Genomic DNA, 14,171 nt, shown 5'->3' on the forward strand with positions numbered 1-14,171 from the left:
AAGGTGCCGGGCTTCCGTCGGAAAGCCCGGCACCTCTCCGTTTCTAGCTGCTGTACCGCTGGATCAGCGCCTCGGCGTCCCTCAGCAGGACCGCCTTCACCTCGGCGTTGTTGACGATCTTGGGATCGTTCACCGCCTCGACGAACCGCTCCAGCTTCTTCAGGATCTTCGGCTTGTCGCGGTCGCGACCCTTGTCCTCAGAGGCCATGACCTTGGCGATGTCGTCCTGGAGCTTGGCGGCTCCGGTCTCCGAGATCTTCCCGGCCGCCTGGAACCGCTCGATCAGGAGCGAGACGTCGTCGGTCGAGGTCGTGGTCGTGAACCTGACCTCCTTGGTGTACATCCCGCCCGCGTCGGTCGTGACGGTCACCAGGAGGACGTGCTCGCCCAGGGCGAGCTTGTGGAGGGGCAGGATCGAGCCCGACACGACCGGCTGGCCGTCGAGCGTGCCGGTCACCGTCTTGACGCCGGCGCCCGTCACCGCCCAGGCGATCGTCAGGTCGGCGCCGTCACCGTAGGAGCCGCCGTCCTCGATGCCGGTGATCACGATCGTCGGCTCGGTGTCCTCGATCGTGATCGTCGCGGCCTTGGTCTCCTCGACGTTGCCGGCCTTGTCGACCGCCCGGTAGCGGAGCTCGTGGTCGCCCGCACCGGTCACGGCGACCGCGGCGGTGTAGGTCGTCCAGTCGCCGCCGTCGAGGCTGTACTCGATCTTCTCCACGCCCGACGTCGCGTCGGTCGCGGACAGCGCCACCTGGTTCCCCGGCTGGAACTCGGCCGTGGTCAGGGGGGTGGTCGCGTCGACCTTCAGCGCCAGAGACTTGGCCTGCTCGACGTTGCCGGCCTTGTCGGCCGAGCGGTAGTTCAGCGTGTGCGGGCCGTCGCCGGTCACCACGACCGGTTCGACGTACGTCGTCCACGCTCCGCCGTCGAGCTGGAACTCGGTCTTCTCGACACCGCTGCCACCGGTGTCGTCGGTGGCGGCCAGCGCCACCTGGACCAGGCTGGTGAACCAGCCGCCGGCCGGGAGCGCCGGGTTCGGCGTCGCGGTCGTGGCCGGGGCGGTGGTGTCGCTGGTCGGCTGGGTCACCTTGAAGTAGTCGAACTTGGCCGGCTTGGCCGCCGTCTGGTTGGCGCCCAGGGCGAACAGGCCGATCCGGCCCGCGCCGACCGCCGTGTTGGTCACGGCCTCGGCGATGTTCGTCCAGGTGGTGCCGTCGGCCGAGTAGGAACCGCGGAAGGTGGTGCCGGTCTTCTGGAGGCGCAGGTGCCAGACGCCCTGGGTGAGGTTGTTCGCCCCGGGCTGCGGATTCTGCACCGAACCGCCGACCTCGCTGCGCAGCTCGATGCGGCGGGTGACCGCCGAGCCGGCCGTGTTGTCGGTGAGGAAGTCGAACTTCACGTAGTTGTCGTCGTCGACGTACACGATCAGACCACCCTGGTGGTACTGCTCGTTGAACGCCGAGCCGTCGAGCTTGGTCTCCAGGGTCCAGTCGCCCGAGGGCGCGGTCTGGAGGATGAAGTTCTTGGGCGCGGTGTTGGCCGTGCCGTAGATGTCACCCTGCGCGGTGTCGATCTCCAGGTTGCCGCCGACGACCCGGTGGGTGGCGGCGTCCGGGCGGACGACCGCGTTCCAGCGGCAGACGTCGAGCGCGGTGCCGTCGAACTCGTCGTTCGGGCCCGGCTTGACGGCCTTGTCGTCGGGGGTGATGTGGAACCAGTCGAACGCGGCGTCGACGATCGGGCGGGTGCCCGAACCGGCCAGCGAGACCAGGCCGATGCGCGGGTTGGTGATCCCGGCCAGCGACTTGGTCTGCGTCATCGCGGTGAAGGTCGCGCCGTCCTGCGAGTAGTGCGCGGTGATGTTGGCGCCGTCGCTGACGAACCGCACGTAGACGGTGTCGGCGTAGGCGTCGCCGAGGTTCGGCGAGTTGCTGGCGGCGACCTCGTTCGGCACGCCGTTCTCCTCGCGGATGAACTGGAACACGCGGTTGGCGTGGTCGTTCGTGCCGCGCGCCTGGAGAACCATCTTGGCGTAGTTGTCGTCGTCGCCGTAGATGAGCAGGCCCGCCTGCTGGTACTGGTTGCGGGCGTCCATGGTGAACTTCGCGGTGGCCGTCCACGCGCCGGAGGGCGCGGGCTGGAGCACGATGTTCGGGGTGCCCGTGTTGTTGGTGCCGTAGATGTCGGTCAGCGAGGTCGGCAGGATGACCTTGCCGTCCTGGACCCGGAGGTTCTGGTCCTCGCGGATGACCGACCAGCGGTCGCGGTCGAGCGACGTGCCGAGGAAGTCGTCGGAACGACCCGAGAAGCACGTGCTGGTGACCGCGTCCACCCGGATGGCGACCGAGGCGGTGGTGGCCGCGCCGCGGGCGTCGGTCACGGTCACCGAAGCGGTGTGCGTGCCGGGCGCCGCGTAGGTGTTGCTCGCCGTCGCGGTCGTCGGCCCGAAGTTCCACTTGTACGTCAGCGGCGTGTCCCCATCGGGGTCGGTCGCCGTGGCGGTGAAGTCGACCTTCAGCGGGGCCGTGCCCGACAGCGGGCTGGCCGTGACCGTCACGGCCGGGCGCTGGTTCTCGGTGACGCCCTTGCCGATGAAGTCGATCCAGTTGAAGTTGAGCAGCGAGTCGCCCGCCGCCGCGCTCGCGGGCTTGCGCAGCACGAAGAACAGCGGCCCGGTCGTCGCCGGAGCGCTGGCCAGGTTCAGCGTGACGTCCTTGTACGTCTGCCACGCCCCCGTCGGGGTGATGTCGATCTGGCCGACCACCGGGCCGTTGTCCGGGTTGCCGGTCTTCACGAGCACCGTGCCGCCCACGCCGGCCGAGGCCGTGCGGAAGCGGATCTGGGAGATGCCGCCCAGGTTGACCGGGGTGAAGGAGAACCAGTCGCCGTCCTGGGTGAACCCGATGTTCTGGTTGCCGCCCTGAGCGTCACCGGTCGCCTCGATCTGCACGCCCGCCGGGTCGGTGCCGACGCCGTCGGCGACGCGGCCGGTGCCGGAGAAGTGCTCGGCCTGCTTGCGCTTGGGCTGGAGGATGACCTCGGCCCGGCCGGTCAGCGACTGCGAACCGCCCTGGCCGCCCTTGTCGGCGTAAGTCGCCTCAAGGATGTAGAAGAGGTTGTCGTCGATCCCGTGACCGCTGTCGGTCAGGGTCTGGATCGTCCCCTCACACCCCTCGTGCTGGTCGAGCGGGTGGCCGTGGCTGTCGTGACCCAGGTAGGCCTGGATCTGCACCCTGGCGCAGTCGATCGTGCCGTCCTCGGGGTCGGTGACGGTGATCTTGTAGTTCACCTGGTCGCCGAACTCGAAGAAGCCGCCGTTCGGGGGCAGGTCGAGGGTGACGGTCGGGCGGGTGTTGCCGGCGTTGATCGGCAGGTTGGCGGTGCCGGTCAGGCCGTCGGGGTTGGTCACCTTGAGCACCGCGCTGAACTGGCCGGCCTGGGTGTAGGTGTGGCTGGGGTGCTGCGCGGTCGAGTCGGTCGTTCCGTCGCCGTCGAAGTCCCAGGCGTACGTGAGCGGCTTGCCGTCGGGGTCACTGGAGCCCTGGCTGGAGAACTGCACCGTGAGCGGGGCCGGGCCGTCGGTCTTGTCGGCCGTGATCCGGGCGATCGGCGGGCGGGTGCCCTTCACGTAGTCGACGCGATAGATGCCGGAGTCGGCGTTGTCGCCGCCGAAGCCGGAGCCCCACTCGATGAGGTACAGGGCGCCGTCAGGACCGAACTTGATGTCCATGGGACGCTTGAAGCTCATCCCGGTCAGGATCTGGTTGATCTTGACCTGGGCGTCGCCGGCCTCGTTGAGCAGGAACGAGAACATCTTGTTCGTGTTCCACTCGCCCATGATGGCCTTGCCGTCCCAGTAGGCCGGCCACTTGCGGTCCGACTCGATCGCCGGGTCGAAGCGGTAGACCGGGCCCGCCATCGGCGCGCCGCCGTTGAGCTCGGGGAACCGGTTCGGGTTGACGCTGCTGACGTAGTCGATCGTGGCCGGGATGGCCGGCGGGAGCTGCGTCAGGCCGGTGTTGTTCGGCGATTCGTTGACCGGGTTGGCGCAGTTGAAGGGCTGCCCCGGCGTCTTGGTCGCGAAGTTCCAATCGATGTACGGCGTGTTGTTGCCCACGCAGTACGGCCATCCGTAGAAGCCGGTCTTGCTGACCAGGTTCCACTCGACGGTGCCCTGCGGGCCGCGCTGGGGGTTGCTCGCGCCGGCGTCGGGGCCGTAGTCGGCGACCATCACGTGGCCGGTCTTGGCGTCCAGGCCCATGCGGAACGGGTTGCGGAAGCCCATCGCGTAGATCTCGGGACGGGTCTTGGCGGTGCCCGGCGGGAACATGTTGCCCGGCGGGATCGTGTAGGTGCCGTCCGGCTGGACCCGGATGCGCAGCAGCTTGCCGCTCAGGTCGTTGGTGTTGGCGGAGGTGCGCTGCGCGTCCCAGGTGGCACGGCCGGCCTGCTCGTCGATCGGGGCGTAACCGTCCGAGGCGAACGGGTTGGTGTTGTCACCCGTCGAGAGCCACAGGTCGCCGGTCTTGTGGTCGAGCAGGATCTGGCTGCCATGGTGGCAGCACTCCGCGCGCTGCACCGGGATGTTCAGGACCTGCTTCTCGCTGGCCATGTCGAGGGTGTCGCCGACGACCGTGAAACGGCTCAGCCGGTCGACGTTGACCCCAGCGGGCGAGTAGTACACGAACACCTGGTTGTTGGTGTCGAAGTTCGTGTCCAGCGCGATGCCCATGAGGCCGGCCTCGTTGGCCGTGTGCACGTTGAACTTCGCCGCCGTGACCGTGGCGCCGCTCGGCTTGATGATCTTGAAGTCGCCGAGACGGTCGACGAAGAAGACGCGGCCGTCCTTGGCGACGTCCATCATCATCGGGTTCGACGTGTTGTCGTCGAGGGTGATCTTCTCGTAGCTGCCGGACTGGGAGGCCGCGCAGTCGGCCTTCTCGACGCCCGCCGCCGTGCGGATGCCGCCGAGCAGCATCTTGGTGAAGTTGGCCTCGACGAAGCTCTCCTTGGTGTGGCCGAGGCCGGTGTACCAGGAGCGCCCGCCGTCGTAGTCCTGGCACCAGGAGATGGGGTGGTCGATCCCCATCGTGCCGCCGGTGTAGGTCCGCTCGTCGAGCGACTGCAGCACGTGCACGGTGCTACGTGGGTTGGTCTGGTAGTCGTACCACTCGTCGACCCGGGTCCAGGTCGTCGGCAGGTGCGCCGTCGAGGGGTGCGCGGGGTCCTCGGTCCGGAGGGTGGCCTGCTGGGTGGCCGGGTGGCTCTTGAAGTAGCCGCCGACCAGCTTGCCGTACCACTCCCAGTTGTAGTGGGTGTCGGAGGCCGAGTGGATGCCCGCGAAACCGCCGCCGTTCTGGATGTACGTCTCCAGCGCCTCCCGCTCGGAGGCGTTGCTCAGCGGGTCGCCGGTGGTCGACAGGAAGACGACGGCGGCGTACTGCGCGAGGTTGGCGTCGGTGAAGGCCGCGCTGTTCTCCGTCGCGTCGACGGCGAAGTTGTTCTCCGTGCCGAGCTTCTGGATCGCGGCGATGCCGTCGGGGATCGAGTCGTGCCGGAAACCGGTCGTCTTGGAGAAGACGAGGACCTTGAACTCGGGATCGGCGGCTATCTGGGCCGCGGCGGCCGGGGAGGCCAGCACGGGCGTGAGGGGCAGCACAAGCGCGGCGGCTAACAGGATGACCCTGGCCAGCCTTCCAAAACGCATGAAGGGACCTTTCCTGACAGTGGACGTACGTCAGGCGAAGCGCGCGCGCCGATCACGCTGCCACCGATATTCAGTTGGGCCGGAGATGCCACTCCCCGGATGACTCCCGTGATTTGTAACACGGAAGTTTCCGGGGAGCCCAGAGGTGATCAGGTAACGAGTTGACCTTGTTTTTAGTCGAGAGGCTTGGGCAGCCTGATGGTCACGATGCGGCTCTTCACGCCGGAGTCGATCAGCCGCCCGTCGGCGCCGAACTCGCCCAGCCCGAAGTCGTTGTCGTTGGCCACGGCGATCGTCCGCGGGTCGAGGATCGCCAGGCCCTCGACCTTGCCCGGCAGCGTCGGGGCCACCTTCGACAGGTCGGCGATCAGCGTCTTCGGGGCGGGACGCACCTGCGTCAGGTCGGTCAGGGCCTCCAGCGACGGGGTGGTGGACGCGTCGTCGTACCGGCCGCCGAGGAGGTTCTTCGCCTTGGCCAGGTTGATCTCGTAGATGTGCGCGACCCGGTCGGTGCGCTCGTCGACCAGGATGCGGTCGCCGGCGACGTGGGCCAGGCCGGAGATCTTCATCTGGCTCTGGTCGCCGTCGTACGACGGGTCGAAGACGTTGACGTCCTCGAACTGGTAGGCGTACTCGCCGGTGATCCGGCCGCGCCGGATGTCGAAGGTGAGGATGCGGGCGACGCGGGACTTGTCGCCGACGGCCTTGGCCGGGTTCTGCAGCGGACTCTGCACGGCCAGGTAGAGCGTGCCGCCGTTGATCGCCAGGCCCTCGAAGCCCCGGTTCTGCGGGCGGGTGGCCAGGATCGCCGGGAGGACGTCCTTCACCGGGTAGTCCGCGCCGGTCAGGTTGAGGCCCTGGGGGACGTACCGGGCGATGACCCGGCCCTTCGGCGACACGTGGATCAGCGACGGGCTGTACTCGTCGACCAGCCAGAAGTCGCCGTGCCGGTCAACGACGACGTCCTCGGTGTCGACGCCGCTCGGGTTGTAGGCCAGCTTGGTGAGCCCGTCCCAGGTGTAGGGCAGTTCGTCGTGGCCCGCCTGGTTCGACATGCCCGTGATCGGCTTACCCGACCGCCCGGTGAGCGGGATCCACTTCTTGACCTCGACGCCGTGGCGGGTCGAGACCTTGGCGATGGCCGGGGCGAACTCGGGGATCGGGAAGGTCCGCCGCTTTTCGCCCCCGACGGTCGGCTGCCCGTTGGGCCCCCGGTCGGTGACCATCCAGAACTCGCCGTCCCGCCCGGCCGGGAAGAGGCCGCTGCCGACGCCGCCGAGCTTCACGCCGCGGTCGTCCTGGATCGACGGCTGAAGGTCCTTGAGGGGGACCGCCGCGAGGGTGACGTCCGCGACGACGACCGGGGCGGGAGCGGGCTTCGCCGTGGCCGTGCCGGGGATGACGAGCGTCGCGGCGGCCAGGGCCAGACCGGCGAGGGCGGGACGGAGCATCGGCTTACCTTCCGTTTTGTCACAGGATTGCCAGCCGATCACCGTAATGACCGTTCTTGAACGGCAGGCTTCATCCGGATGAAGGGAAACCGGCGGGCCTCCGCCCCGCCCGGCGCCGCTCGGTGCGTCAGGTCAAGGTGAAGCGGATGGGTCCCGCCAGCACCGTGTAGCCGTCGTCGTGCAGGTAGTACGCCGCGTACGCGCCCGGGCCGTGGAGTCTGTCGGTCGGCATCACGAGCGTGCCGTCCGCGCCGGGGGTGTAGCGCCAGTCGATGGACGCGCCGTCCTTGGGGGCCATGGTGGCGGGGTAGAGGCCGATCCAGTTCTTGGCGCTGACCGTCGCGGGCAGCGTGGAGTAGGCGAAGGTCAGGCTCGTGCCCCTGGGGACCGACGTCGCGCCCAGGGTGAGCTTGGCGTCGGGGGCCGCCGCCGCGGCGGGCAGCGCGGGGGTGAGCGGGGCGTCGTCCGGTTGCAGGTTGTAGTAGGCCGCCAGGCGGCCCACGATCGTGTCGGCGTAGGGGGCCAGGCGGGCGAAGTTGCCGGCCAGCGCGGCCCTGGCCGCCTTGTTGAGCGCGGCGAAGTCCTTGGTCGCGCCGGTCAGGTGCGGTTGGAGCCTGGTGATGAGCGCGTAGTCGCTGGCGATGCCGAGCGAGCCCATCGCCTGGGCCAGCGACGGGGTGCTCACCCCGGTGTCCAGCACCCGGCTGACGAACGTGACCCGGTGCATGATCCGCCAGCACGGCGGCTTGGTCTCGGTCTGCCGGGCGCGCTTGAGCGCCAGCGCGTTCGGGTCGGTGCCCCGGTCGAGCCACTCGGGGTCGATCACCTTGCCGTAGAAGTCCTCGAAGTTGTCGGTGGTGGTGTCGAGGTAGAGCGTCATGAACCGGTAGGCGTCGACCCGGCCGGGCACCAGGATCGGCTTGCCCTCGGCGTCGAACTGCGGCTTGTCGCTGACGAACTTCTGCAGCTCGGCGCCGGGGCCGCAGCTCACGTCGAGACTGAACGTGCGGGTGGCCTGCTTGGACTTCTTGCGGGTGACGCTGTACCCGGCGCCCATGGACGCCTCCAGGCCGAACTTGTTGCCGTGGATCATGACGTCGAAGCTGATGCCGTAGTGGCCGCCGAAGGTGGACTTGAAGGAGAACGCCCCCGAGGTGGTCTCGGTGACCTGGTCGGTGGTGGCCGTCGTCTCGGCGAAGAAGCCGCCGGCGGCGGTCCACACGTAGGTGTTGACGATGTTGCGGCGCGAGGCCGACCGGGTGGCCGCTCGTTTCGCCTCCGGGTCGCCGCCGGAACCGGTCTCGGTGGTGGCGCCGGTGCCGCCCGTCATCCCGTTGAGCACCTTGGCCGCCTGGCCGTGGGTGGGGTCCCAGGTGTGGGTCTGGACCGACACCGAGTCGTAGAAACCCTGCAACTGCTGCTGCTCGCGCTGGATGCGCTTCTTGATCCGGTAGGCCTCGGCGGGGCGGTAGTAGCTGTACTCGCCGCTCACCCCGTCGGCGGCGTTGGGGAAGTGCGGGTCGGGGAACGGACGCAGGCCGGGGACCTGGCCGTACTCGTGGTAGCCGACGACCCCGTCCAGCGTGCCCTGCTTGGTGTAGCGGGGGTTGATCGGGAACGGGATCAGGTTCCAGTCACGGGGGATGTCGGGGCTGGGCAGCATCCGGTAGGCGACGACGGCGCCGGTGTGCGCCAGGCGCAGCGCGTACATGTCGGCGGTCTCGGACTGGACGACGGCGAAACCGGTGTTGGCGGGCACCCAGCGGCGGCCCGCGGACGGGTTGACCTGCTTGGTGGCGTCGGCGTCCTCCCAGCCGCCGGCGAGGGTGACCTTGCTGGCGCGGGTGGTGTTGGCGCCCTGGGACACCTCCGTGGTGTCGCTCCAGCTGTTGGAGAAGTCGAGGGACAGATAGAAACCCCACTCGTGCTTGACCGCGCTGATCGGCTTGGCGGTGCCGGCGCCCAGCGGCGCGGCGACGGCCCAGACCTCGTCGCCCATCGACTGGTCGAAGGAGATCTTCATCGCGGAGTCGACGCTGACGTCCCGCTGCGACGACATGGTGTTGACGACGTTGTCGGCCTGCACGAAGGAGACCGACGAGGCGCCCGCGTAGTCCTTCTTCTCGTCGGTCATGTTCTCCGACGGGACCGGCGGCGCGCCCTCGATGTAGCCGATGAGCTGGGGATCGAACTGCACCTGGCCGACCCAGGTAGTGGCCAGTTCGCCGACCTTGAAACCGGTGCTCAGCGCCCACGACTTGTCGTCCTGGAGGTAGCCGTAGGCCCGTTTGAGCACCCCGATGATCGAGTCGTCCGGGAGCCGCTGCACGTCGCCGTACTCGGTGGCGGCCGGGGTGGTCGCGATCGTGCCGTGGAAGGGGGTCTTGACGCCGGTCAGCGCCGAGCGGATCCGGGCGGCGTCGGTGGAGATCGGCGCGGTGGACAGCACGATCTTCGGGCCGGGGGCCGACTGGGTCAGGTGCTGGCCGCTCAGCCCGGCGTCCTTGACCAGCGCCCCGGCCGTCGTGTCGTCGGCCTCGAACGGGTAGTAGGCGAGCAGGTGCTGCCGGTCGCCCTTGACCCGGCCGAACATGTTGTCCAGGACCTGCTCCTGCGTGCGTATGGTCCGCCAGACCCGGATCTCGTCGAGGTCGCCGGTGAACCCCTCGCCCACCACCGAGCGCGGCGCGGCCGACCGGGCGACGGCCGGCCGCGTCATCGGCTCCGTCGCCACCGGGCTGCCGTTGCGATAGAGGGTGAACCTGTTGCCCGCCGGGTCGGGGGTGCGCACCCGCGTCACCGCGCGCAGCGTGGCGGGATAGGAGCCGCACATGTCCTGCGTGGTGGAGCCCTTCGACTCCGGGAACCTCCACCAGGCGACCAGCCCCTGCGCCTTGGGACTGATGGGCACGCCGATCTGGTCGGCGTCCCTGGCCACGTTCCAGATCCGCACCTCCGACAGGACGCCCTTCAGGCCGGACACGGTCTTGCCCTCGACCATGCGGCCCAGCTCGGCGGGCGCGTCGTTGCCCACGGGCTTGGCGCCCTTGTAGCGGTGCGACCCGGCGTCGGCGCCGTCGACGTAGAAGCGGATCTCCACGCCCGTCTCGATGCCCGTCGGGTTCCTGCGCACGACGGCGACCTTGTGGAACCTGCCGGTCGTCAGGGCCGTGGTGGATTTGTGCACGACGGGCGCGGTCGTACCGGATCCGGCCTCGAAGGCGAAGGCGAGACGGTTGTCGTGGTCGACATACAGGCAGTAGGGCACGGCCGTCTGGCCGCCGTCGCCGAGCACGCCCTTGCCGACGAGCCCGTGCCGGCCGCCGGACTCGATCTGCACGAACGCCTCGATGGTCAGGTTCTCCACGATGTCCAGGCCGCCGGGGCCGCCGGCGTCCAGGTACCCGCCGCCGTCCATCCGCATCGCCCAGTCCTGGGTGAAGGCGACGGCCAGGTGGGCCCATTCGCCCGGCGGGAACAGGTCGGCGCTCTGCACGCTCTGCTCGTTGACCGTCGCGGCGATCCGGTAGGCGAAGGAGCCGTCGCCCTTCATGAGCTGCTCCAGGCTCAGCGCGTACCGGGTGGGGCCGGTGTCGGTGGCCAGGATCAGGTCTCCGTTGTTGACCACGGTCGGCCGGATCCACGCCTCCAGCGTCAGGTCGCCGGAGGCGGCCAGGGCCGCGATGTTGGCGGTGTTCGCCAGGTGCAGCCGGTTCTTGGCGTCGCGGTCGAAGGAGAACGCCCGGCCGGGGGCGTCGCCGTGCCAGCGCGGGCCGAGCGGCTGGCTGACGTCGGCGGCGGTCCCTGCGGGCACCGGCCCGGTGGCGCTCTGGGCGTTCGCGCTGACGATCAGCGAACCGGAGGCCACCGACACACCGGGGGCGCTGCAGGTGGCCTTGGTGTAGTCGTAGGCGGGGGTGCGCACCTTGGCGCCCGTACCTGCGGTCAGGCCGCCGCCGGTCAGCGTGATCTGCGTCGAACCGGCCGGGGCCGCCTCGGCCGTGCGGGCGTCGGCGCCGACCGTCACGGCCGAGCCCGCGGTCAGCGCGGTCGCCAGCGGCTCTATCAGAGTCACCACCGTGTCCTGCACCGACAGCACCGTGCCCAGCTCGGTTCCTTTGGCGGTGCCGTTCAGCACCGAGGCCAGCCGGTCGGCCTGGTCGGGCACCGCGGGGAAGGTCTCCCTGGTCGTGCCGCGGCTCACCTCGACCGTGCACAGGCCCGCTCCGGCGGCGGTCACCTTGACCGCGAAGTCGGCCGACTTCACCGCCATGTCGCGGGCCGACAACCGCAGCGTGCCGTCGGCGACGGTGAACTGCTTGACGGCGGGGGCGATCGTGGCGGCGTAGTAGGCGGCGAAATACTGGCCCGAGCCGCCGCGGAAGTACAGCGCCACCTCGCCGGTCGAGCTGTCCAGCAGGGCGGGGGCGTTGGCCGTCCAGGCGAAGGACAGCAGCGCCCCGAGGGTGGTCAGGCCGGAGCGGTCGGTGTGCAGGGTCGGCATGGGCAGCACCGCCTCGGCCGCGCCCGCCTGCGCGCCGGTCAGCGTGGCCAGGGTGTTGAGCGCGGCGTCGAGGGCCGCCTTGTCGGCGCCGAGCCGGCGGGAGGCCTCCTGCTGCTGGATCAGCCGCTGAACCAGCGGCATCACCTCGGCCATGATCTCGCCCTCCCGCTGCCGCCCCGAGTTCCTGGCCGGGCCGACGATGGTCCGGTTGAGGGTGTACATGCTGAAGATGCCGCCGTTGTGCAGTTCCTCCCCGAGCTGGTTCAGCCGGGACTGGGTGGCCGGCATCCAGTCGGTGAGCTGCTGGTCGGTGTAGAGCTTGGCGCGCGCCGCGGTCACCGCGTCCTCCGCCTGGCGGACTCTCTCGGCGTCCTTGGTCGGGTCGGGGGTGCCGATCCAGGCCAGGTCGACGACGCCGGGCACCCGGGCCAGGCGGCCGTCCTTGGAGACGGCGAAGTCGAGAGTGGCGACGTAGGAGCGGTCGGCCGGTTCGCCCTGGGGCGGCGGCCCGGAGGTGGCGAAGGCCAGCAGCACGCGCGCCTGCCTGCGTTCGGGCACCGGCGCCTGGCCGTAGCCCGTCACCGAGGACTGCTGCTGGTAGTACAGCGTCGCGGTCAGGCCGGCGACGGCTTTCCGGCCGGTGACGGTGAACGACTGACGGGTGATGCCGGGGCCGTCGTAGACGGGGGCGTCGGAGTCGGCCCACACGGGGCCGGGGTCGAAGCGGCCGGAGAACCTGTTGGGGCCGCGGTCGCGGACGTTCACTCCCGCGCCCTCGTCGAGGGGGAAGTAGGCGTACAGGCCGGTCTCGCCGCCCGACAGGCGCCGGCCCCGGGTGGCGAAGTCGGTGCGCGCGATCGTCCAGATCCGCACTTCGTCGATCAGGCCGGCGAACCCGTCGGCGGGGGTCTGACCGGGGCCGCGCCCGCCGATCGCGATCCGGGCGCTGACGTCGACCGTCTCGGACGTCGTGAGCGTGCCCGCCGCCGCGCCGTTCAGGTACAGCCGCAGCGCCGCTCCGTCGAAGACGGCCGCCACGTGCGCCCAGACACCCGTCGGCGCCGCCGTCGTCGAGGTCAGGGTCTGGGAGCCGTGGCCGAACCTCAGCCTGCCGTCGGCCTGGAGGCTCACGTGCACCGGGCTGTCCATGCCGGTGCGCCGGGTGCGCCCGATGATCAGCCCGGTCCCGGTGGCGGCGGCGGGCTTGATCCAGGCCTCCAGCGTGTACGGCCCCGCCGGCGCGGCCGTGACGTCCAGGCCCGCGATCAGCGGTGCGCCCGTGCCGTCGAAGCGGAGCGCCGTCCCGGCCCGGTCCTGCGGCGGCTTGACCGGAACCAGCAGCTTGCGGGTGTGCGAGTCGATGCCGGGGGACCGTTCCAAAACCGAGGCGGCGTACTTGGGGTCGGGGCTGGTCCACAGTTCGGTTCCGGCGGGGTTGAACAGCCCTTCGGGGGTCTGCTCCAGGTTGTGGCCGTGGACGGTGCCCGACGTGTCGGCGGTGAAGATCTGCCAGCGGGTGTGCCCGGTGACGGCCGTGGGCAGCGTCAGCGCGGTGAACAGGCCGCCGGTGAGCCGTCCGGCGAACGACAGTTTCATGGTCGGCTCGAAGAACTGCTTGCCCTCCATGTCCCGGGTGCCGAGCGTGTCACCGCCGGAGGCGGGCAGGATCCGGCTGCGGCTGCGCTGGTAGCGCACGTCCACCACCGGCTTGAGCTCGGCGCCCACCAGGACGAAGCGGTCGCACAGCAGCGCGGCGTCGGCCTTGGCCGGCTTTCCCCCGGTGGCGTCGCCGGTCAGCCGCCCGGCGGTCGTCTCGTAGACCGACCCGGTCGCGCCCGCCGCCACCGACTGGCGGAACACCAGCAGGTAGCGGCCGTCGGAGACCACCTGGATGGGGAACTCGGAGGTCAGCCGGGCGGTCGTGGACAGGAACGGGTCCTCCTCGCCGGGCAGCAGCTTCTCCGAGGGCGGCACCTCGGCCGAGCCCAGCTTCTTGACGACCGGCATGACGGCCACCTGGGGCGACTCGGCGCCCACGTCGACGATCTCGGCCGGGAACACCAGCACGGCCGGGTCGGCGTTCCAGTAGGCCGCGTCGAGTGCGCCGCGCGCCCGGTCGGCCTGGTCGAGGCTGAGCACGCTGTAGTAGACCCGCCGGTCGGCGCCGAGGGCGAAGCCGACCACGGTGCCGTTGTGCCGGACCATTGTCGTGGAGATGTACTCGCGGTCCTTGTAGACCTTGGTCAGGGTTTTGTCGTACACGAAATTGAACTCCTCGCCGATTGCGTCCGACTCGCCGACCCGAAACCCGTGTCAGGGATTCGATTCGCCCTCTCACCTGGGCGAACAAGTCCTGGTAATTAAGTGCGTCACGTGCGGTGGACCGATCCATCCACCAACTCATCACGGGGCGTTGACGATGACAATCAAGAAATTGGCTGTCTTGTCAGAGTGCGGTGCCGGTGATAATTCGCATTGTTCGCGCCTTCGGTGACGAGGGATCCCC

3 protein-coding genes are annotated in these 14,171 nt (G+C 69.8%); all 3 read right to left on the bottom strand.

All coding sequences use genetic code 11. The features are described from left to right. Positions 1–43: 43 nt before the first annotated feature. Complete coding sequence (locus AW270_RS37070) at positions 44–5,710, bottom strand: ThuA domain-containing protein (RefSeq protein ID WP_082801688.1); 5,667 nt, start codon at positions 5,708–5,710, stop codon at positions 44–46. Positions 5,711–5,883: 173 nt separating this feature from the next. Continuing rightward, positions 5,884–7,161 (bottom strand): esterase-like activity of phytase family protein, encoded by a 1,278-nt coding sequence (locus tag AW270_RS20040; RefSeq protein WP_061296559.1) that lies wholly within the window; start codon positions 7,159–7,161, stop codon positions 5,884–5,886. 127 nt (positions 7,162–7,288) lie between these two features. Further along, positions 7,289–13,927, bottom strand: coding sequence for a laminin G domain-containing protein (locus AW270_RS41825; protein ID WP_061296561.1), 6,639 nt, complete (start codon positions 13,925–13,927; stop codon positions 7,289–7,291). Positions 13,928–14,171: the final 244 nt, after the last annotated feature.

Origin of the sequence: Herbidospora cretacea, assembly GCF_001570605.1 — a bacterium.
Classification (GTDB): domain Bacteria; phylum Actinomycetota; class Actinomycetes; order Streptosporangiales; family Streptosporangiaceae; genus Herbidospora; species Herbidospora cretacea.